The 19,574-nt window shown below is 69.1% G+C and carries 18 protein-coding genes; 4 read left to right on the forward strand and 14 right to left on the reverse strand.

The window, feature by feature from the left end; translation table 11 throughout:
* Positions 1–32: 32 nt before the first annotated feature.
* The 11 genes from thpD to ACYVKL_RS02375 all read right to left on the reverse strand — a co-directional run bounded on the left by thpD (position 33) and on the right by ACYVKL_RS02375 (position 9,339).
* Positions 33–917, reverse strand: coding sequence for an ectoine hydroxylase (gene thpD / locus ACYVKL_RS02325; RefSeq protein ID WP_379173464.1), 885 nt, complete (start codon positions 915–917; stop codon positions 33–35).
* Entirely contained in the window at positions 914–1,318 is a 405-nt protein-coding gene (locus tag ACYVKL_RS02330; protein ID WP_379173466.1) for an ectoine synthase, read from the reverse strand. The genes thpD and ACYVKL_RS02330 overlap by 4 nt, the downstream gene beginning before the upstream one ends.
* A 1-nt stretch (position 1,319) precedes the next feature.
* A complete protein-coding gene (ectB, locus tag ACYVKL_RS02335; protein ID WP_379173628.1) occupies positions 1,320–2,579 on the reverse strand; it encodes a diaminobutyrate--2-oxoglutarate transaminase in 1,260 nt (419 codons plus the stop codon).
* Positions 2,580–2,590: 11 nt separating this feature from the next.
* On the reverse strand, positions 2,591–3,127 hold the full coding sequence (ectA, locus tag ACYVKL_RS02340; RefSeq protein WP_379173468.1) for a diaminobutyrate acetyltransferase: 537 nt from the start codon (positions 3,125–3,127) through the stop codon (positions 2,591–2,593).
* A gap of 94 nt (positions 3,128–3,221) precedes the next feature.
* Complete coding sequence (locus tag ACYVKL_RS02345) at positions 3,222–3,947, reverse strand: response regulator transcription factor (RefSeq protein ID WP_379173471.1); 726 nt, start codon at positions 3,945–3,947, stop codon at positions 3,222–3,224.
* A 157-nt stretch (positions 3,948–4,104) separates the two neighbouring features.
* The gene (locus tag ACYVKL_RS02350; protein WP_379173473.1) at positions 4,105–4,785 is read right to left on the reverse strand and encodes a L,D-transpeptidase family protein; all 681 of its coding nucleotides are present in this window, start codon (positions 4,783–4,785) and stop codon (positions 4,105–4,107) included.
* On the reverse strand, positions 4,785–5,327 hold the full coding sequence (locus ACYVKL_RS02355) for a YaeQ family protein (RefSeq protein ID WP_213554767.1): 543 nt from the start codon (positions 5,325–5,327) through the stop codon (positions 4,785–4,787). The genes ACYVKL_RS02350 and ACYVKL_RS02355 overlap by 1 nt, the downstream gene beginning before the upstream one ends.
* Positions 5,328–5,358: 31 nt before the next feature.
* The gene (locus ACYVKL_RS02360; RefSeq protein WP_379173475.1) at positions 5,359–5,862 is read right to left on the reverse strand and encodes a winged helix-turn-helix transcriptional regulator; all 504 of its coding nucleotides are present in this window, start codon (positions 5,860–5,862) and stop codon (positions 5,359–5,361) included.
* Positions 5,859–8,111, reverse strand: a complete 2,253-nt coding sequence (locus tag ACYVKL_RS02365) for a molybdopterin-dependent oxidoreductase (protein ID WP_379173477.1) — start codon at positions 8,109–8,111, stop codon at positions 5,859–5,861. Before ACYVKL_RS02365 ends, ACYVKL_RS02360 begins: the two co-directional genes overlap by 4 nt.
* Positions 8,112–8,151: 40 nt before the next feature.
* A complete protein-coding gene (locus ACYVKL_RS02370) occupies positions 8,152–8,796 on the reverse strand; it encodes a pentapeptide repeat-containing protein (RefSeq protein WP_379173479.1) in 645 nt (214 codons plus the stop codon).
* A gap of 60 nt (positions 8,797–8,856) precedes the next feature.
* Entirely contained in the window at positions 8,857–9,339 is a 483-nt protein-coding gene (locus ACYVKL_RS02375) for a MarR family winged helix-turn-helix transcriptional regulator (RefSeq protein WP_379173481.1), read from the reverse strand.
* 84 nt (positions 9,340–9,423) lie between these two features.
* Between ACYVKL_RS02375 and ACYVKL_RS02380 the strand changes: the two genes are divergently transcribed.
* Positions 9,424–11,214, forward strand: coding sequence for an ABC transporter ATP-binding protein (locus ACYVKL_RS02380; protein WP_379173483.1), 1,791 nt, complete (start codon positions 9,424–9,426; stop codon positions 11,212–11,214).
* 99 nt (positions 11,215–11,313) lie between these two features.
* The gene (locus tag ACYVKL_RS02385; protein WP_379173485.1) at positions 11,314–12,096 is read left to right on the forward strand and encodes a VOC family protein; all 783 of its coding nucleotides are present in this window, start codon (positions 11,314–11,316) and stop codon (positions 12,094–12,096) included.
* A 69-nt stretch (positions 12,097–12,165) separates the two neighbouring features.
* On the opposite strand, the gene ACYVKL_RS02390 is transcribed toward ACYVKL_RS02385, so the two are convergent.
* A complete protein-coding gene (locus ACYVKL_RS02390) occupies positions 12,166–13,296 on the reverse strand; it encodes a lipase family protein (protein WP_379173487.1) in 1,131 nt (376 codons plus the stop codon).
* Positions 13,297–13,403: 107 nt separating this feature from the next.
* Here ACYVKL_RS02390 and ACYVKL_RS02395 point away from each other — a divergent pair, with 107 nt between their 5' ends.
* Entirely contained in the window at positions 13,404–14,048 is a 645-nt protein-coding gene (locus tag ACYVKL_RS02395; protein WP_379173489.1) for a TetR family transcriptional regulator, read from the forward strand.
* A 5-nt stretch (positions 14,049–14,053) separates the two neighbouring features.
* Here ACYVKL_RS02395 and car read toward each other — a convergent pair whose 3' ends face one another.
* Together car and ACYVKL_RS02405 are read right to left on the reverse strand one after the other, a co-directional pair.
* Complete coding sequence (car, locus tag ACYVKL_RS02400) at positions 14,054–17,578, reverse strand: carboxylic acid reductase (protein WP_379173491.1); 3,525 nt, start codon at positions 17,576–17,578, stop codon at positions 14,054–14,056.
* A gap of 173 nt (positions 17,579–17,751) precedes the next feature.
* A complete protein-coding gene (locus ACYVKL_RS02405) occupies positions 17,752–18,450 on the reverse strand; it encodes an alpha/beta hydrolase (protein WP_379173493.1) in 699 nt (232 codons plus the stop codon).
* 85 nt (positions 18,451–18,535) lie between these two features.
* Between ACYVKL_RS02405 and ACYVKL_RS02410 the strand changes: the two genes are divergently transcribed.
* Complete coding sequence (locus ACYVKL_RS02410; protein ID WP_379173495.1) at positions 18,536–19,444, forward strand: AraC family transcriptional regulator; 909 nt, start codon at positions 18,536–18,538, stop codon at positions 19,442–19,444.
* The last annotated feature ends 130 nt before the right edge of the window (positions 19,445–19,574 follow it).

Here is a 19,574-nt window from a genome sequence, read left to right on the forward strand (position 1 = left end):
ATTGCCGGAACCAACCTCGCGTCCGGTGCCGCTCAGCGCAGCGGCGTGAAGTCCCGGCTCGCGAGGTACTCCGGCCGGGGATCCGGCGCGGAGTACGGGTCGCGCAAGGTGTTCTCGACACTGTTGAACACCAGGAACAGATTCGAGCGCGGGAACGGGGTGATGTTGCCCGAGGACCCGTGCATCAGGTTCGAGTCGAACAGCAGCGCCGAGCCCGCCGGACCGGTGAACTGGGTGATGCCGTGCTTGCCGGCCAGATCGGTGAGCGCCTCCTGCGAGGGCACGCCGATGTCCTGCTGCCGCAGCGAAACCCGATGGTGGTCGGTCGGCGTCTCCCCCTGGCAGGGCACGAAGGTCCGGTGGGAGCCGGGCATGACCATGAGACTCCCGTTGAACGGATAGTTGTCGGTCAGAGCGATCGACAGGCTCACCGCGCGCGGGGCCGGCATGCCGTCCTCGGCGTGCCAGGTCTCGAAGTCCGAATGCCAGTAGAACCCCGCCCCGGAGAACCCGGGCATGTAGTTCACCCGGGCCTGATGCAGATAGACGTCGGAGCCGAGGATCTGGCGGGCCAGACCCGCGATCCGGTCCTGGCGCACCAGATCCCCGATCATCGGGCTCAGCCGGTGCACATCGAACACCGAGCGCACCCGGTGCGAGGCCCGCTCGATGATCACGCGCTCGTCCAGCAGCAGTTCGGGATCGCTGGTCAGGTGCTCGATCTCGGCTGCCACGGCGCGGACTTCGTCCGGGTCGAGCAGCATGTCCAGCACTGCGAAGCCGTTGTCGTCGAACTCGGCCAGGCCGTGGGAGTCGATCGGACCCCAGACCGTCGGGTCGTCGCGGTCGAATGGCGGCGTCCCGGCGACGGTCCGGGTGCGGTAGCGGTCGATCAGTCCGTAGTCGGACAGGGTCATTCGGCACTCTCCCGGGCGACGGCCACCAGCGGGTAGACGCCGTTCTCGTCGTGGACCTCCTGGCCCGTCACCGGCGGATTGAACACGCACAGCATCCGCATTCCGGTACGGGCGAACAGGCGGTGGCGTTCGTGGCCGTCGAGCAGGTACATCGAGCCGGGGACCAGCTCGTAGCTGACGCCGTGGTCGAGATCGACCAGGGTGCCCTCGCCCTCGACCAGCCAGACGGCCTCGATGTGATGCTGGTAGTGGAATTCGTGCAGGGTTCCGGCTTCGATGGTGGTCTCGTGGAACGAGAAGCCGACCCCGTCGCCGCCGAGCACGATGCGCTTGCTGCGCCAGCCCGGGCCCGCGACATCGCGTTCGGTGCCGGTGATCTCGGCGGTGGTGCGCACGATCATCTCAGTGCCCCCGTCCGCTGCCGACGGCATCCAGGGACGCGGCCAGCAGTTCCAGGCCGTGATCGAGCTCGTTCTCGGAGATGGTCAGCGGCGGAAGCAGTTTCACCACCTCGTCCTCGGCACCGGAGGTCTCGACCAGCAGTCCGCGCCCGAAGGCGGCGGCGCACACCTTGCCCGCCTGGGAGGCGTCGTCGAACACGAGACCGTGCACCAGGCCGCGGCCGCGCGCGGTCACGCCGTCGAAGGCCGCGGCCATGCCGGTCAGGGCGCGATCTATGCGTGCGCCCTTGGCGAGGGTGGCCGACTCCAGGGTGTCGTCGGACCAGTAGTGCTCGAGGGCGGTCCGTGCGGTCACGAAGGCCGGGTTGTTGCCGCGGAAGGTGCCGTTGTGCTCGCCCGGCTTCCACTGGTCCAGTTCGGGTTTGAACAGAACCAGCGCCATGGGCAGGCCGTAGCCGCCGATGGACTTGGAGAGGGTGACGATATCCGGGGTGATGCCGGCGCTTTCGAAGGAGAAGAAGGGCCCGGTGCGGCCGCAGCCCATCTGCACGTCGTCGACGATCAGCAGAATCTCACGGGCGGAACACAATCCGGCCAGCTTGCGCAGCCATTCGGCGCGCGCGATGTTGACCCCGCCCTCGCCCTGCACGGTTTCGACGATCACCGCGGCGGGGCTGTCCAGGCCCGAGGAGGCGTCGTCGAGGACGCGCTCCATCCATTCGAACGAGTCGTCGTCCGCGCCGGACAGGTAGCCGTCGAAGGGCATCGAGGTGGCGTGCTGCAACGGCACGCCCGCACCCGCCCGCTTGGCGGCATTGCCGGTGACCGACAGCGCGCCCAGCGTCATGCCGTGAAAAGCGTTGGTGAAGTTGAGGATTTCGGTGCGGCCGGTCACCTTGCGGGCCAGTTTGAGTGCCGCCTCCACCGCGTTCGCGCCGGTGGGCCCGGGGAACTGCACCTTGTAGTCGAGGCCGCGCGGGCGCAGGATCCGGTCCCGCAGCGATTCCAGCAGTTCGCGCTTGGCCACGGTGGACATGTCCAGTCCGTGGGTGAGGCCGTCGGCCGCGATGTAGTCGAGCAGCGACTGCTTGAGCACGGGATTGTTGTGCCCGTAGTTCAGCGCGCCCGCGCCGGCGAAGAAGTCCAGGTATTCGCGGCCGGTCTCATCGCGCAGCCAGCAGCCCGACGCGGTGTCGAAGACGGTCGGCCAGGAGCGGCAGTAGCCGCGCACATTCGATTCCAGGTCCGCGAAAACGGTCATATCGGGGGTGATCAACGTCGTTCCTCCTGAGTGGTGACCGGTGCGATGCGGTAGAGGTCCTCGGGCTGATGTCCGCCGGGGAACTGGTCCGCCGAGAACAGGGTGGTGCGGGTCAGGGCCGCGCCGCGCCGGCGGGCCAGGGCCGCGAACATGGCCACCGACGCCGGATTGTCCGGCGCGATGGTGGTTTCGAGTTGGGTGATGCCCTGCGCCGCGGCGCGTTCCAGCAGCGCGTCGAGCATGTTCACGCCCAGCCCGTGCCCGCGATGCGGCCGGTCCACCGCCACCTGCCAGACGAACAGGGTGTTCGGCCAGGCGGGCCGGGTGTAGCCGATGACGAATCCGGCTACCTCGCCGTCGATTTCGGCGACCATCGAGGTGTCGGGAAAGTCCCGGCACCACAGCAGATAGGCGTAGCTGGAGTTGGTGTCGAGGACCCGGGAGTTCTCGGCGATCTGCCACATGTGCGCGCCGTCGGCAAGCTCGGGTTCCCGGATCTGGATGGTTTGCTCGGATATCGCGTCAAATTTGCTGATTGGGATCTGCATGACCGTTTCAGCCTGACCGCGCAACGTTGAGGTCTTCCGTGCGAACTCATTGCGATCTCATGACGATCCGATGACCCCGGCTCCGGGCGCCCGCCTATCGGGGCATATCGAGGCGGTAGCCGAGCCCGCGGACCGTCACCACGATGCGCGGATCCGAGGGATCGGTCTCGATCTTGGTGCGCAAGCGCCGCACGTGCACGTCGACCAGTCGCTCGTCGCCGAAGAAGCCCTCGTCCCAGGCTCTTTCCAGCAGCACGGTGCGGGTGAGCACGCGGCCCGGATTGGCCGCCAGCTCGCACAGCAGCCGGAACTCGGTGATGGTCAAGGGAATCGGCTCCTCGCCCCGGCGCACCGAGCCACCCTCGGGCGAAAGCACCAGCGGCGCAGCCTCGTCGGCATCCAGCAGGATCTCGGTGAGGGGTACGTCCACCGGCTCGTCCGGCAGTCCGCCCAGGTGCGGGCGCCGCCGCAGCGCCCGCATGCGCGCGCTGATCTCCTTGATCTCGAAGGGCTTGGTGACGAAGTCGTCGGCGCCGGCTTCCAGCGCGGCGACCACGTCGTGGGTGTCGGTGCTGGCGCTGACCACGATGATCGGCACCTCGTGGGCGCGGCGCACCTCACGAATACAGGTGAAGGCGTCCATCTCGCCGTCCAGCAGGTCGACCACCATCACGTCCGGCGCGCCGTGACTGCGCAGCCGTTCCAGCGCGGCCTCACCCGCGTCGGCCTCGGCGACCTCGTACCCTTCCTCCTCCATCGCCGCCCGCAGGGCGCCACGGACCCCATTGTCGTCCCCCACGATCATCAGGCTCGCACCCATATTTCAAATCCTTTGCACGTTCGACAAAGTTTGATACCCGCACCCCGGTTATCTGAAACGTGCAATCCCGCGACGAATGCAGGGTGATAGCTCGATCACATCAGGCGAATTGCCGATGCACCTGGGGTTTGTCCGCTGAAATAGCGCCTCGTGGCCGTTATCGCACCGTGATATCAATAACTGGCCCGCGCGCCGGATCGAGCCAGCGCATGAGGGCGTCCAGGTCGGAAGCGGGAACCGCGACGCACCCGGCAGTGGGATGTCCGTCGCCGACATGCAGGAAATACGCCGATCCGGCGGCCGGGACGACCGGGGATCGGTTGTAGTCGATGACGACCGCGTGGTCGTACGCCGGCCCGGCGGCCCCCAGATCCTCCCCCGCGGACTCGTCGAACGGGCAACTGCCGGGCGCGCACGTGTAATGCGTGTTGTAGTACCGCGACGCGGTGTCGGACACCCACCAGTCCGAGGTGCTCACGCGCCGATACGGCAGCCGGGTGCCGTTGTCGGCGGCGATGCCGAAAGCCTCGGTCAGCGGCCAGATTCCGGCGGGCGATCGGGTCGCCGATTCGCTGGCGGCGCCGATGCCCTGCGCGCCGACGTCGGCGCGCAGCGGGCCGATCGCCCGGACCCAGTGCGCCCCAACGCGATCCCAGGCCGTGAGCGTGGCCGAGGTGTCGGTCGGCGCATCGGAGACGACCGCGATCACCTGATCGGCGGGCCCCGTGTAAGCCGGTTGTTCGTCGGATTCGGGGTGCCGCTGGGCACAGCCGCTCGCCGCGGCGACCAGGACGGTGGCCGCGGCCGCGATACGGAGACGCCGACGGGATGCGGGCATCAGGACAGGCGGTGTTCTTCGATGTCGGTCGACAGGGCGTTGCCGTTCAGATCCAGATAGAGGTGCCGCTCGGAGATCGAGACCGAGACGGTGTTGCGGCGCTGCAGGAACGCGGCGGCGTCCTCGATGAAGGTGGGGTCGAACGAGTAGACGCGGATCTCGCCGGCGTGGTGAATGCGCTTGGCCGGCAGCTGCGCCAGCACCTTGACCGGATCCCGGTGGGTGTAGATGACCACGCGGTCGGCCGCCTTGCTGCCCCGATGGATCCGGGCCGCGTCGGGGGCGCCCACATCGATCCACGCGGTCAGCCGCATGGTGAGGTCGCGCACCAGCACCGGCGGCTCATCGGTCGAGGAGACGCCGCCGACGCTGAACGCGATGCCCTCCTCGTATTCCAGGCAGTAGGCAAGCACCCGGGTCAGCATGTATTCGGCTGTCTCGGAAGGATGCTGGGCGACCCGCAGATCCAATTCCTCGTACACCCCCCGATCGATGTCGGACAGTTGCACGTTGAAGGTATGGAGAGTCGCGTTCAGGGCCATAGTCCCTGCAGCTTAAAGCACCGGTGCGGGGTCAGACCGCATCGGTGAAGCGGCCGGTGGCCAGGGCCGCGTCGCGCAGCCGCGGCGGGAACCCCGGACCCAGCCGGGCCGCGATGTCCTCGTGGCGCAGCGGCTCGCGGCAGTGCGCGCAGACGACCTCGGCGTGGGTGTCGTGGTCGCAGGCGGTGTGGTGGAGCAGCACCGGTTCACCCGATTCCGGGGCCAGATAGCGGTCACCCCACGCCATCATGGCCGCGATCACCGGGAAGAAATCGCGGCCCTGGGTGGTCAGCCGGTACTCGTGGCGGACCGGGCGGTCCTGATAGGGCACCTTGTCGAGCAGACCCGCCTCCACCAGCCGGGCCAGCCGCTGGGTGAGGATATTGCGGCTGAGGCCCAGGGCGGATTCGAAATCGTCGAAACGCTTGGCGCCGTAGAAAGCTTCGCGCAGGATCAGCGGCGTCCACCAGTCGCCCAGCAGGTCGACGGTGCGGGCGACGGTGCACGGCCAGTTCGCGAAACTCGTACGTTTCATGTGGTCACGGTATCCAGACGGGCCGGGACGTACTTGTGCCAGGGGGTCCCGACCCATTCGTCGCGATCCTCGAACGAGGTCAGCTCGTTCGGGGCGGTGCCGGTGGTGACCGGCGTGCCGTCGGCGTCGGCCACCGACAGCCCGAAACCGTTGGGCAGCGACAGGTGACCCGAGCGCATGCGGTCGGTGGGTTCGACGGGCACCCGCGCGGTGCCGCGACGCGTGGTGACCTGCACCAGATCACCGGCCGACAAGCCGAGCCGTTCGGCGTCGCCGACGCTGATCCGCAGCGTGCCCGCCGCATCCCGCTTGCGCCAGGCAGGATCGCGGAAGATGGTGTTGGCCGTGAACGCCCGGCGCTCACCGGCGGAGAGGATGAACGGCCAGGCCGCGCTGTCGTCGGCGGCGGGCTCGGGCAGGGTGGCGACCACTTCCAGCAGTTCCGGGACTTCCAGGCGGATCACCTTGTCGCGCACCCGGTTCCAGGTCTCGGCGTAGTCGTCCTCGGAGATCACGATGCCGTGCTTGCCCTCGAGGATCGCCTCGAACAGCCGCTCACCGGCCGCCAATCCGGTACCGTGCCCGGCGCGTTCCACACTGTCGGGGAACTTGCGCACCATGTTGTAGGCGGCGGCCCACAGCAGCGCCGCCGAGGCGGCCCCGCCGGGCAGGGTCTCCCCCAGCGTCCGATACAGCAGCACGGGAGCCAGTTTCGAGCGCGCCGGGTCCCCCAGAATGCCCAGGAAGGCCAAGGCGAACGCCTCGCGGCCCTGCGCCAGCGCGGCCCGCAGCGGCGCGTAGTCCGCCTCGCCGACCACGCCCGCGGCCTCGACGAGGCGGGCGTGGATCTCGGGTTCGGGGAGCACGCCCTCGGGTGCGGGCAGCACCGGGTGGCGCAGGTGGAAGATGTTGCGCGGGAAGTCGAAGTTGAAGAAGGTGGCCTCGTACTTCTCGAACTGGGTCGGTGCGGGCAGCACGTAGTCGGCCAGCCGCGCGGTCTCGGTCATGGCGACGTCGATGACCACCACCAGTTCCAGCGCCCGCAGGGCCTCGCGCATGCGGGCCGAATCCGCCAGGGAGTGGGCGGGATTCGCGCTCTCGACGAACATGGCCCGGTAGCGGGCGGGGTGATCGGTGAGGATCTCCTCGCTGATCACATTGCACGGCACCAGCCCGCTGACGATCTGCGCGCCGGCCACCGGGCTCTTGGGGCCTTCACCGGCCGGGTGCCCGCGGTCATGGCCGAGATTGCTCAGACCGGTGAAAGCGTATTGGGTGCCGGGCTTTCCGACATTGCCGGTGAGCAGCCACACCAGCTTCTCGACATAGCTGACCACCGTCGAGTACCGGTTCATCTGCACGCCGAGGTCTTCGAGCGCGGCCACCGATTCGGCGGCGGCCAGGCGGTGCGTGGCGGCGGTGACCAGTGCGGGGTCGACATCGGCGATGGCGCAGTACTTCTCGATCGGCACCGCCCGCAGCACCGGCAGCACCGCGTCCAGGCCGGTGGTGTGGGCGGCGAGCCACTCGTCGTCGAGGAGGTCGTCGCGCACCAGGATCGCGGCCATGGCCGTCAGCAGGTACACATCGGTGCCCGGCCGCAGCTGCAGGTGGAAGTCGGCCAGCTCGGCGGTCTCGGTGCGCACCGGATCGAGCACGATCATCGACCGGGCCGGATCCTTGGCGATCTCCTTGAGCACGGTGCGCGCCCGCGGGAACCCGTGGGACTGGTAGGGGTTCTTGCCGATGAAGAACGCCACCTCGGCGTGCTCGACGTCGGCGCGCATCGGGTAGCCGGTCATCCGCGCGCCCACCCAGAAGTCACCGGTCTTCTCCTGCGCGAGCGCGCTGGAGCGGTACTTCATGCCGTAGGCGGCCATGGTGGCCGGGGCGTAGGCGCCGCCCAGGTGATTGCCCTGTCCGCCGCCGCCGTAATAGAAGATCGATTCCCCGCCGAAGTGGTGCCCGATCTCGAGCATCCGCGCCGAGATCTCGGAAATCGCTGTTTCCCAGTCGATTTCCTCGAAGCTGCCGTCCGCGCGCCGCCGCAGCGGCGAGGTCAGCCGCCCGGTGCGCCCGTTCTGGTAGCGGTCCAGCTGCAGCGCCTTGTTGCAGGTGTAGCCCGCCGAGGCCGGATGCAGCTTGTCGCCGCGGATCTTCTCGAAGGACCGGCCGTCGGGCCCGAGCAGCACCTGGATGCCGCAATTGCACTCGCACAGGATGCATGCCGTGGGCTGCCACTCCGTCATGTGAGCAGCGTAACTCGAGTCAGTTCACTTGCGCTACTAACTAGAGATCCTTGACCACGATCCCGAACGCGTGCGCGAACACCGGGGCCAGCTCGAGCAGCTGGGTATTGGTCACCAGCGCACCCGAGAGCGACTCGACACCGCTGGAGATGCCGATCGAGCGGGCCTCGCGCAGATCCACCTTCTTCAGCTTCGCGTTGCGCAGCGACAGCCCGGAGACCTCCGAACCCGGGAAGCTCACCGAGGTCAGCTTGGCCTCGCTGATATCGACATCGCGCAGCACGCAATCGACGAAGGAGACGTCGGTCAGCACGGCCCCGCGCAGATTGACCGAATCGAACTTGCAGTTGTGGAAGCTCACCCGGCGCAGCACCGAGCCGAACGCCTCCACCCCCGACAGCGCGGCCATCACGAATTCGGTGTCCATCCAATTGGTTTCGGACAGATCGGTGCGAAACCAGCGGGTGCTGTCGAGCCAGACATCGTTGAACCGCGAGTAGCGGAAGAACCCGCCGGTCACCGTGGTGGCCGAGATGGCGCACTCGGTGAAGGCGACGCCGCGCAACTGCGGGTCGTCCAGGGACAGGCCGTCGAAATGGGCGCAGTCGTAGGCGCCCTCGTCACGCAACGCGTCCTGCGTTTCCAGGAAACGCGCGAAGGGCAGGTCGGCCAGCTCACGCGGCATATCGACTCCTTGCTGATGGAGATGACGAGCTCGAATGGGTGAACTCGGACTGTATGCCCGTCAGCGCGGAGCGGATTCGCCGGAGGTCAGTGTCGCCAGTAAATCGCGCAGGGTATAGCGCTGCTCCGGGGTGAGCGCGGCGAACATCTCCTCGGCGGCGTCGCGGCGCGCCTCGAACATGCGGTTGAGCGCATCGCGGCCGGCCGCGGTCATGGTCACCAGGGTGGCGCGGCGGTTGGCCGGATCCGCTTCGCGCGCAACCAGTCCCGCCGCGACCAGCGCGTCGACCACGGTGGTGGCCGAGCGCGGCACGATGCCCAGATGCTCGGCGAGCGCGGACATGCGCAGCGGTTCGTCGGCGTGCTCGGCGGCGCGGCCGATGGTGCGCAGCGCGCGGGCCTGGGCGGGGGTGAGACCCAGCGGGGACAGCCGCACGGACTGCGTGCGATGCAGGCGTTTGGTCGCGCGCAGGAACAGTTCGGCGAGGTCGTCCTCGCGGGGCTCCCCGGTGGCGCGCGGCTGGTCCGCGGGCGTGCTCGACATGATTCAGAGCATAACTCATTGTCCCCGGAACAATTATGAGTCAAACTCAGTTACAGCGTGAGACTCCCTGCGAAAGGAGGCGCTATGGCTTCGGAGGCACCCCTGGCTTCACAAGACACAGAACTTCGCCGGATCGTCCGGCTCTTCCACCCCTATCGGGGACGCCTGGCCGTGGTCGCGGCCCTGGTCGGACTGGCCTCGCTGGCCGGGCTGGCCTCCCCGTTCCTGCTGCGCGGCATCATCGACGACGCCCTGCCCGGCGGCCGCACCGGCCTGCTGACCCTGCTCGCGGCCGGCATGATCGCCGTGGCCGCGCTCAACAGCGTGTTCGGCGTACTCCAGACCTACATCTCGACCGGCGTCGGCCAGCACGTCATGCACGATCTGCGCGCCGCGGTCTACGCGCGACTGCAATCGATGCCGCTGGCCTTCTTCACCGCCACCCGCACCGGCGAGGTGCAGTCGCGCATCGCCAACGACATCGGCGGCATGCAGTCCACCGTCACCTCCACCCTGACCTCCCTGGTCTCCAACCTCACCTCCGTCATCGCCGCGGTCATCGCCATGTTCGCGCTGGACTGGCGGCTCACCCTGGTGTCGCTGGCCATGCTGCCGCTGTTCGTGTGGATCAGCCGCCGGGTCGGCTCCGAGCGCCGGCGCATCACCGGCGAGAAGCAGCGCAAGCTGGCGGGCATGTCGGCCATCGTCGAGGAATCGTTGTCGGTGAGCGGAATCCTGTTGGCGCGCACCATGGGCCGCTCCCCCGCCCTGGTCGAGGACTTCACCCGGGAATCGCGCGGACTGGTCGATCTCGAGATCCGGGCCAGTATGGCCGGGCGTTGGCGGCAGTCCACCATCTCGATCGTCATGGCGGCCATGCCCGCGGTGGTCTACTGGGCGGCGGGCATGACCGTGGCCTCGGGCCACCCGCTGGTGTCGATCGGCACGCTGGTCGCGTTCACCACCCTGCAGAGCGGATTACTCCGGCCCTCGGTGATGCTGCTGTCCACCGGCGTGGACATCCAGAGCTCGCTGGCGCTGTTCGGGCGGATCTTCGAATACCTGGATCTGCGACCGGATATCGAAGAGCCGGAGCGGCCGGCGGCGCTGCCGGAGCGGGTGACCGGCGCGGTGCGCTTCGACGAGGTCGGTTTCGCCTACGACGCGGATCGGGAGGTGCTCAGCGGCATCGACATCGATGTGCCCGCCGGGTCGAGCCTGGCCATCGTCGGCGAAACCGGTTCGGGCAAGACCACTCTCGGATACCTGGTGGCTCGGCTCTACGACGTGACGTCCGGACGGGTCACCGTCGACGGCATCGACGTCCGAGACCTGTCGTTCGCCGACCTGTCCGCGACCGTGGGCGTGGTGTCACAGGAGACATACCTGTTCCACTCCTCGGTCGCCGACAACCTGCGCTTCGCCAAACCCGATGCGACCGAAACGGAACTGCACGCCGCGGCACGGGCCGCACAGATCCACGACCACATCATGAGCCTGCCCGACGGCTACGACACCCTGGTCGGCGAGCGCGGCTACCGGTTCTCCGGCGGCGAGAAGCAGCGCCTGGCGGTGGCGCGGGCGATCCTGCGCAATCCGCCGATCATGGTGCTCGACGAGGCGACCAGCGCCCTGGACACCCGCACCGAGCGGGAGGTGCAGGCCGCCATCGACACGCTGTCGGCGAACCGGACCACCATTACGATCGCGCACCGGTTGTCGACCATCCGCGACGCCGACCAGATCGTGGTGCTCGACCGGGGCCGCGTGGTGGAACGCGGCACGCATCGGGAACTGGTCGAACGCAATGGCTTCTACGCCGAGTTGCTGGCCCGCGACACCTTCGAGGACGTGGTGGGCGCGCTGGAATCCTGACCAGCGCCGGAACCACCCAATCCGGGAGAACCAATCGGTATTCTATGACCGGCCGACCGCAGCGGCCGGCCGCCACCGACCGTTTTCGGGAGGATCTGGATGCCCACGACAGACAAGGCTTGGCCCCAGGGAACACCGTGTTGGGTCGACTGTTCGGTCGACGATCCCGCCGCCGCGCGGGACTTCTACTCCCAGCTGCTCGGCTGGGAGATCCTCGACAGCCCGCCCGAAGCCGGCGGCTATCTGATGGCCATGCTCGACGGCAAGCCCGCCGCGGGTATCGGACCGAAGATGGGCGCGGCGCCCATGCCCTCGGTCTGGACCACCTACTTCGCCGCCGACAGCGCCGACAGCATCGCGGGCGCGGTGACCGCGGCCGGCGGCACGGTCTACATGCCGCCCTTCGACGTCATGGACGTCGGGCGGATGTTCGTCGCCGGCGACCCGGCCGGTGCGATGTTCGGCGTCTGGGAAGCCAAGGCGCACACCGGCGCCGGGATCTTCAACGAGCCCGGCGCGTACTGCTGGAACGATCTGCAGACCAACGGCTACAAGCCGTCGCAGGAGTTCTACAGCACCGTCTTCGGCTGGACCTTCGACGAGATCGGCAACGAGCAGATGCCGTACTCCACCTTCGCCGGCGCCGACGGGCGGCCGATGGGCGGCATGGCCGACAGCACCGGGCAGCCCGGTGGAGCCCCGAACTACTGGCTGACCTGGTTCCAGGTCGCGGGCACCGACGCCGCGCTGGACAAGGCGGCAGCGCTCGGCGCGACCGTGCTGATGGGCGCCTCCGACAGCCCGTTCGGGCGGATGGGCATCGTGTCCGGACCCCAGGGTGAGGTGTTCGGACTCATCGACACCACCGTCACCATCGGCTGAACTCGAGCGCGTGACAAGGCCGAGTGGCGGTGCGCCACTCGGCCTTTCGCAGGTGTGGAGCCGTTCGAGTCAGGCGAACAGGCGCGCCACGAAGGGCACGCTGTCGGCCAGCGAGGCGAGCATCGCGCCGCTGTGGTCCTTGCCCGGGTAGACGTGCACCTCGGGATGGGTGCCGGCCAGGGTCATGTCGGCGACCAGTTTGGCGGTCAGCGGCGCGGGGACGTCGGTGTCGTTGGTGCCCTGGCCGATGAACAGCGGCCGGTCGTAGCCGGTCAGCGGCACATCCATGACCGAGCGGGCGACGGGCACGAAATCGCCGTCGGACAGCGGCCGCGAGAGCAGCTGCCCCAGCGACAGTCCCTCGGCGCGATCGGCCAGCGGACCGAAGCACAGCGTCTTGGCGTCCTCCACCAACTGCTTGCCCTGCGGGGTCAGATAGCTGTCCAGGTCGAAGTCCGGGCGCGCCGCCTTCACACCGTTGAGCACGTAGGCGGAGTAGGCGGTGATGTGCGAGGACCCGAACGTGGTGCCCGGGCCGACCAGGGTGGCCGCATCGACGATATTGGAGGCCGGGCCGGTCGCCACCGCGCCGCGGTAATCCAGTTCCGGCGCATAGCGAGTCGCGAGCGAGGCGGTGAACACGGCCGCGCCGCCGCCCTGTGACTGCCCGATGGCGACCCATTTCGAGGCCAGCGAGTCGTCCACCGCGCGGGCGGCGCGCACCATGTCGATGGCGGCGTGCGCCTCGGCGCGGCCGTCGAGGTAGGCGTGCACCCCGGGCGTGCCCAGCCCGATGTAGTCGGTGGCGACGATGGCGTAACCCTGCTTCAGCCAGGTGGCCAGGAAGCCGTTGTCGCGGTCGGAGCGTCCGGTGACCGAGGGCGCGCAGTCGTCGCCGATGCCGACGGTGCCGTGCTCCCAGGACAGCACCGGCCAGCCACCCGGCGGCGGGGTGCCCGCCGGGGTGAAGACGACGCCGGTGGACAGCGCGGGCTGATCGGCCGAATCCCGGGTCCAGTAGGTGAGTTTGCGGGCCGAACCGGTGCCGTCGAGCCACAGGTCCAGTGGCAACGCCGCGTCGGCGACGACCGCGCCCGCGGCCTCGGCCCGGGCGGGCGGGTCGGCCACGGCGGTGGCGGCGAGCGGCCCGGCGGCCAGCACAGCCGCCGAGACCAGGGTGATCACGGTACGTCGCGTCATCGAGGAGTCCTCTCTCGCTCTGGTGTCTCATTGAGACACTTCCGCGAGACTATCCTGAGAAGTGTCACTGTGAGACACCAGGGGGTGACTCGGCACGAAAGGTCGGAATGACGGCAGCCATCGGGATGCGCGAACGCGAGAAGGCCAGAGTCCGGCGCGACCTGATCGACGCCGCGCTACTGCTGTTCGAGCGCCGCGGCTTCGAACAGACCACCGTGCAGGAGATCGCCGACGCCGCCCAGGTTTCGCGGCGCACCTTCCATCGCCACTTCCCCGCCAAGACGGCCGTGATCTTCAGCCACGAGGAGGACGTCATGTCCTACCTGCTGGCCGCCCTGGGCCGCCGCCCGCCGCACGAAGCGGTCTTCGTCGCCTTGCGGGCCGCCCTGCGCGACTTCCTGCTCGACGACGCCGAGCGCGAGGCGCGCCGCCGCCAGGCCGACACCGCGCGGCGGGCGCGGCTGGTCCTGATCGCCAATCCGCAACTGCGGCAGGAGAATTTCACCGGCGCCTTCGGCCGCCGGGACGCGCTGGCCCGCAGCTTCGCCCGCCGCGCCGGGCTGAGCGAGGACGACCTGCGGGCGAAACTCGCCGCCGCGACCTGCTTCGCTGCGTTCGGCGTCGGGCTCGATCACTGGGTGACGAGCCCGGACCCGTCACTGACCGGCCTCTACGAAATCCTCGACCGGACCGTCGCCGCGGTGCAGAACGGGCTCGAAATCCCCGCGGCGGCAGCCGGAATCGGGGCCTGACCCGGTCAGCGCAGCAGGCCGCGGAGGGTCAGGTCGGCGACGTACTTGTCGATGAGGTCCTTCGTCAGATGCGGGATGTCGCCGTTCGGGCCGAGGTTCGCGTGCTGAACCGCGGCCTGGAAACGCTTGGCCAGCAGCGCCGCGCCCGGGATGGGCGGGGCGGGGCGGCGGTAGGCGTGCAGCAGCGGCAGCACCGAAAGGTTGCGTTGCTTCTCCGGCAGGGCGCGCAGGGCGGTCTCGAAGCGGGTGAACCAGTCCGGATAGGAGTCGATGCGGTCGATCGGGTGGCCGGATTCGATGAGCCAGTCGACGAATTCGTCGAGGGAGATGCCGTCGTCGTGCGGGTTGAGCACGTCGTAGGTCTCGAAGCCGGCGGTGACGCGCGCGCCCAGGGTGGTGATGGCGGCGGCGGTGAAATCGGCGGGCAGGCCGTCGTAGTGGGCACGCTGCCGGTTGCCGTGAACATCCAAGGCGTAGAACGACTTCGGGGCCAGTCCGGTGGCGAGCACGCTGAGCAGCAGGCGGGTGAACATGTCGGGCAGGTTGAGCTGACCGGCGAATGCGCTGTGCGCCAGGATCATGTCGGAACGGAACACCGCCACCGGCAGGTCGCACCGGTCGTGCGCCTCCCGCAGCAGCACCTCACCGGCCCATTTGCTGTTGCCGTAGCCGTTGGCGTAGCCGTCGTCGAGTGATCGCACGGGGCTGATCTCGCGGATGTCGCCGTCCTCGGTGAAGACGCCGGGCGGGATCTGCGCGGCCACGGCGACCGTGGACAGGTAGGTGACCGGTTTGCGGATCGTGGTCAGAGCCAGGCGGATCACCTCGGCGGTGCCGACCACGTTGGGCGCGAACAGCTGGTCGTAGGGCAGCACGTGGTTGACCAGGGCGGCCGGGTGCACGATCAGGTCGACGGTGGCGGCCAGCTCCTGCCAGACCCGTTGATCCAGACCGAAATTCGGCTCGGCGATGTCACCGGCCAGCACCCGCAGGCGGCGCCCGGCCAGCTCGCGATAGCGCGCCGACAGGACCGGATCGCCGCTGTCGAAGACCTCGTCGAGCCGCTGCCGGGCGGCGTCGGCGTCGTGGCCGCGGATGACACAGATCAGGGTGCCGTCCGAATCGTCCAGGCGCTCCAGCCATTCCAGGCACAGGAACCGGCCCAGGTAGCCGTTGGCGCCGGTGAGCAGCACGGTGCGCGGCGGCTGCGGCGCGAGCGGCAGATCGGGGGCGGCCGCGAGGGTGTCCGCGTCGATGAAGGCGGCCAGGGGGAGGTCGGTGGCGCGCAGCTCGCCGCCGCCGTGCACGGTGGCCGCGGTCGGGCGCGCGACCCCGGAACGGCCCGCCTCGATGTGGGCGGCCAGTCCGGCGAAGTCGTTGGCGGGGCTGACGATGACGCCGACGGGCACCTCGATCCCGAAGACCTCCCGCAGCAGCGTCGAATACGACAGCGCCGAGAGCGAATCGCCGCCCAGGTCGGTGAAGTGCGCATCGGCCGGCGGCTCGACGCCGCCGAGCACGGTGCGGGCGGCCCGCAGCACCGTCTCGAGCACCGGACGGTCGGCGGCCCGGTCACGCAGCGCGAGCAGTTCGTCTTCCTGCCGCTGGCTCTCGGCGCGGTAGAGCTGCTCGAGCTGTGGTCCGTACCGCTCCTTCAGCTTGGGCCGCAACAGTTTTCCGATCCCGGACAGCAGGCCGTTGTCCAGGGTGAAGGGCTCGGGTTCGAGCAGGAATTCGCGCGGAATCTCGTAGGACTCCAGCTCGGCGTCCTTGGCCAGCCGCCGCAGCGACTCGGCGATGGCCGCGGGGCGCTCGGCCGGATCGAGGGCGAGGGCCGCGGCGGTGGGCACGATGACGGCCAGCAGGTAGGCGCGTTCGCTGGAGCCGTGCACGAAGATCTGGGCGATGAGCGGGCTGGTGGCGTAGACGGCCTCGAGTTTGGCCACGGTCACGAACTCGCCCTGCGAGAGCTTGAGCACGTTGTTGCGGCGGTCCACGTAGACCAGATGGTCGGGCCGGACCTCGGCGACGATGTCGCCGGTGCGGTAGTAGCCGTCTTCGTCGAAGATCTCCGCGGTCGCCTCGGGCCGCTTGAAATAGCCCGGGACCTGCTGGGTCGACTTCACCAGGAACTCGCCGCGCGGATAGGGCTTGTCGGTGGCGAAGTAGCCGAGCTCGGGCACGTCGGCCAGTTTGTAGTCGATGACCGGGGGCCGGCGGATCTGGTTGTCGATGAGCAGGCCGCCGCCGGCCTCGGTGGAGCCGTAGCCGTCGATGAGCGGCTGGCCCAGCACCGAGTCCATGAACTCCTTCATCTCCTCGGAGATGGGCGCGCTGCCGACCATCACCCGCGCCAAACGGCCGCCCAGGAAGTCCTGCCGCAGTGCGGCTTTCACCGTCTCGGCCGCCGCCTCGGCCGACTCGCCGGCCGCCAGGTGGCGCTGCACATCACGCTGATAGCGCTGGAAGATCATGTCGCACACCCGCGGCACGAAGAACACCTCGGTGGGCCGGGCCAGGCCGAAGTCCTCGAACAGTGTCGACATGTCGCTGGTGGCGGTGAAGTAGGCGGTGCCGCCGCGGGAGAAGGTGCCGCTGAGCACCATGCGGCCGGCCACGTGACTCATCGGCATGTAGCAGAAGTTCAGGACCGGGGCGGGAATCATCGTGGGCCCCAACCACATACCGGTCACCAGGCGCTGGGTGTAGATGGCGCCCTTGGGGGTGCCGGTCGTGCCGGAGGTGTAGATGAGCAGGGCCAGCTCGTCCTCGTCGGCGGGGACGTGCAGCGCGACCTCTGGCAGATCGCTGCCTCGATCGGCCACCGCGGCAAGCGATTCCAGGGTGATGCCGGTGTCCGCGATGCGCCGTTGCGCGGCGGCGAAGGTCTCGGCCTGCGCGTCGTCGCCGGGTTCGAAATCGAAGACCACCACCGAGCGCACCGGCGTGTCGTCGAGCACGCAGTCGAGGGCGGCATCGAGCAGTTCCAGGCTGACCGCGAGAATCCGGGCGCCGGTCTCGGTGATGATCGAATGCCATTGCGCGGCTACTGCGCTCGCTTGCAGCGGGACGCTGACCAGGCCCAGCCGGACACCGGCGAGCTCGACGGTGGCGTAGTCGCCGCTGGTGAAGCCCAGCGTGCACAGGAAGTCCCCGGCGCGCAGGGGATTCCGCGCGTCGCCGTGCCAGGCGGCCGCGACGGCGCCGGCCCGCGTCCACAGCTCGCCGTAGGTGACGGTCCGATACTCGGGCAGCAGCCGCCGGGTCCGCCGCCCGTCCGCGCCGACGACGAGCTCGGCGGCTCGCTCGGCGCAGGCGGGGCGTTGCGCGTAGCCGTCCATCAGCGCCGCCATCACCTGGGCCTGGCCCGGAGCGGACTGCCGGGCCGCCTCGGCGACCTCGGGTAGCGGGACGGCCGCGCGCACCTGGTCGTCGGCGAGCAGCGCTTGGAAGCGGAGGGTGGCCTCGGCTCCGGCGAGCCGATCGGCCAATCGCTGGGTAAGCTCGGTGCGCGTGGCGTCCTCGGCCATCAGTGCCTCCCTGATCTGCAGCGATCACACGCCTCGAAACATGTTCGGGCGTCAGGTTTTCTCCCCACCACTTAGCTTCGCTAAGTATTCCTACGATGCGGGGCCGGGGCAGGAAAGTCAAGACTCCGCGGCGCATCCCCCGATACCGGAATGCGCCGCACGTCAGGGCCGAATCAGACGTAACCCAGATCGGCCACGGCGGCATCGATCAGATCCGCGATGGCCCCCGGCTGCGAAGCCAGGGACGCGTGACCGGTGGGCAGTTCCACGATGCGCCGCGGGCCCATGCGCTCGGCCATCCGGCGCTCGTTGTCCGGATTGATCATGCGGTCCTCGGTGGACACCTGATACCAGGTCGGCTTGGCCTTCCAGGCCGGGGCGGTCACCGTGTCACCGAAGGCCGAGCCCAGCGGAGCCTTCTGGGTGACGGCCATGACCAGGGCCTCGTCGTCGGCCAGGTCCTGGCAGAAGCTGTCGTGGAACTTGTCCTGCGCGATCCAGAGATAGCCGTCCGAATCCGGCGCGATCGCCGCGACCGCGGCGGGCGGCAGCTGTTCGGTGATCTGGCCGGGGCTCTCCCCGGCGTCCGGCGCGAAGGCCGCGACATAGACCAGGCCCTCGACATTGGGCAGGTCACCCGCCTCGGTGATGACCGCACCACCGTAGGAATGACCCACCAGCAGGACCGGCCCGGGGATCTGACGCACCATCTTCTGGGTCCGGGCCGCGTCGTCGGCCAGCCCGGTGAGCGGGTTCTCCACCGCGTACAGCGACTCGTAGCCGCGCCGCCGCAGTTCCACGATGACCTTGGCCCAGTGCGCCGCACCACCCCAGAATCCGTGAACCAGAACGATCGCAGGTTTGTCCGCCATAGCGTTTTCTCCTCTCGAAGTGCTGATCTTCGGTGTGCTTCCCGGGTTGCGAGACTTACGCTATTCGGATGATGGAGCAAAGACCATGACGGAAACACCGCAAAACTTTGCCGAATCACCGGATGCGCGGCCGGATGCGGCGACCCTCGCGGCCCTGGACGCGCTCTCGGAGATCCTGGAGACCGTGCGCCTGCGCGGCCAGGCGGTCACCCGCCGCAGCGCCGAAGCCGGGGTCCCCGTGCGGGTTCCGCCCGGCAAGCGGGTGCTCCACATCCTGGAACGCGGCACCGCCGAGATCCGGGTCGACGGCGAAACCGGCGGCACCACCGCGCATTCCGGCGACATGGTGGTGCTCGCCCGCGGTGACGGCCACACCGTGACCCCCGTCGGCGGCGCCGCCCGCTGGGTGACCGGCTGGTTCCTGGTCGACGAACCCCAAGCGGCCCCGCTGCTCTCGGTGCTGGCGCCCGCCATCCACATCGAGGCCGCCGGGCCCAGCCGCGACTGGCTGCCGCTGAGCCTGAACCTGCTGCTGGTCGAGGTCACCCATCCCCGCCCGGGCGCGGCCGCCATGATCTCGCGCATCCTGGACCTGCTGTTCATCCACGCCCTGCGCGCCTGGTCCACCGACACCGCCGCCCCCGGCTGGCTCACCGCCGCCCTCGACCCGGCCCTGGCCCCGGTGCTGACCGCCGTGCACCACTCCCCCGCCGCACCCTGGTCGGTGTCGGATCTGGCCGCGCTGGCGTCGATGTCACGCACCACCTTCACCGACCGATTCACCCGCCGGCTGGGCCAGCCCCCCGCCGCCTACCTGACCGGCCAGCGCCTGGCCCGCGCCGCAACCCTGTTGCGCACCAGCACGATCCCCATCGCGACGGTAGCCCACCAGGTCGGCTACGACTCGGAGGCGGCCTTCAGCCGCGCCTTCCACCGCCACTACGGCACCCCGCCGCTGCGCTACCGCAAGGGCGAGAACCCGGCCCGTCCGTGACCACCACCGCCACCCCCGCTTGTGTGACGACAGGTCTTAGTTGTCACCATCGCCTTGTGCCGACCTGGGCCATCACCCACATGTGCAGACCATGGTTGTCACCGATTGCAGGTTGTAGTTGTCACCAGAA

This window comes from Nocardia tengchongensis (assembly GCF_054781395.1).

What these genes read in the sequence shown, in the direction of transcription:
- ACYVKL_RS02365 (WP_379173477.1), bottom strand. Translation starts at nt 8,111, where the DNA reads ATGACGGAGTGGCAGCCCACGGCATGCATCCTGTGCGAGTGCAATTGC.
- car (WP_379173491.1), bottom strand. Translation starts at nt 17,578, where the DNA reads ATGGCCGAGGACGCCACGCGCACCGAGCTTACCCAGCGATTGGCCGAT.
- ACYVKL_RS02330 (WP_379173466.1), bottom strand. Translation starts at nt 1,318, where the DNA reads ATGATCGTGCGCACCACCGCCGAGATCACCGGCACCGAACGCGATGTC.
- ACYVKL_RS02390 (WP_379173487.1), bottom strand. Translation starts at nt 13,296, where the DNA reads ATGACGCGACGTACCGTGATCACCCTGGTCTCGGCGGCTGTGCTGGCC.
- ACYVKL_RS02350 (WP_379173473.1), bottom strand. Translation starts at nt 4,785, where the DNA reads ATGCCCGCATCCCGTCGGCGTCTCCGTATCGCGGCCGCGGCCACCGTC.
- ACYVKL_RS02410 (WP_379173495.1), top strand. Translation starts at nt 18,536, where the DNA reads ATGACGGAAACACCGCAAAACTTTGCCGAATCACCGGATGCGCGGCCG.
- ectA (WP_379173468.1), bottom strand. Translation starts at nt 3,127, where the DNA reads ATGCAGATCCCAATCAGCAAATTTGACGCGATATCCGAGCAAACCATC.
- ACYVKL_RS02355 (WP_213554767.1), bottom strand. Translation starts at nt 5,327, where the DNA reads ATGGCCCTGAACGCGACTCTCCATACCTTCAACGTGCAACTGTCCGAC.
- ACYVKL_RS02405 (WP_379173493.1), bottom strand. Translation starts at nt 18,450, where the DNA reads ATGGCGGACAAACCTGCGATCGTTCTGGTTCACGGATTCTGGGGTGGT.
- thpD (WP_379173464.1), bottom strand. Translation starts at nt 917, where the DNA reads ATGACCCTGTCCGACTACGGACTGATCGACCGCTACCGCACCCGGACC.
- ACYVKL_RS02370 (WP_379173479.1), bottom strand. Translation starts at nt 8,796, where the DNA reads ATGCCGCGTGAGCTGGCCGACCTGCCCTTCGCGCGTTTCCTGGAAACG.
- ACYVKL_RS02345 (WP_379173471.1), bottom strand. Translation starts at nt 3,947, where the DNA reads ATGGGTGCGAGCCTGATGATCGTGGGGGACGACAATGGGGTCCGTGGC.
- ACYVKL_RS02375 (WP_379173481.1), bottom strand. Translation starts at nt 9,339, where the DNA reads ATGTCGAGCACGCCCGCGGACCAGCCGCGCGCCACCGGGGAGCCCCGC.
- ACYVKL_RS02380 (WP_379173483.1), top strand. Translation starts at nt 9,424, where the DNA reads ATGGCTTCGGAGGCACCCCTGGCTTCACAAGACACAGAACTTCGCCGG.
- ectB (WP_379173628.1), bottom strand. Translation starts at nt 2,579, where the DNA reads ATGACCGTTTTCGCGGACCTGGAATCGAATGTGCGCGGCTACTGCCGC.
- ACYVKL_RS02360 (WP_379173475.1), bottom strand. Translation starts at nt 5,862, where the DNA reads ATGAAACGTACGAGTTTCGCGAACTGGCCGTGCACCGTCGCCCGCACC.
- ACYVKL_RS02385 (WP_379173485.1), top strand. Translation starts at nt 11,314, where the DNA reads ATGCCCACGACAGACAAGGCTTGGCCCCAGGGAACACCGTGTTGGGTC.
- ACYVKL_RS02395 (WP_379173489.1), top strand. Translation starts at nt 13,404, where the DNA reads ATGACGGCAGCCATCGGGATGCGCGAACGCGAGAAGGCCAGAGTCCGG.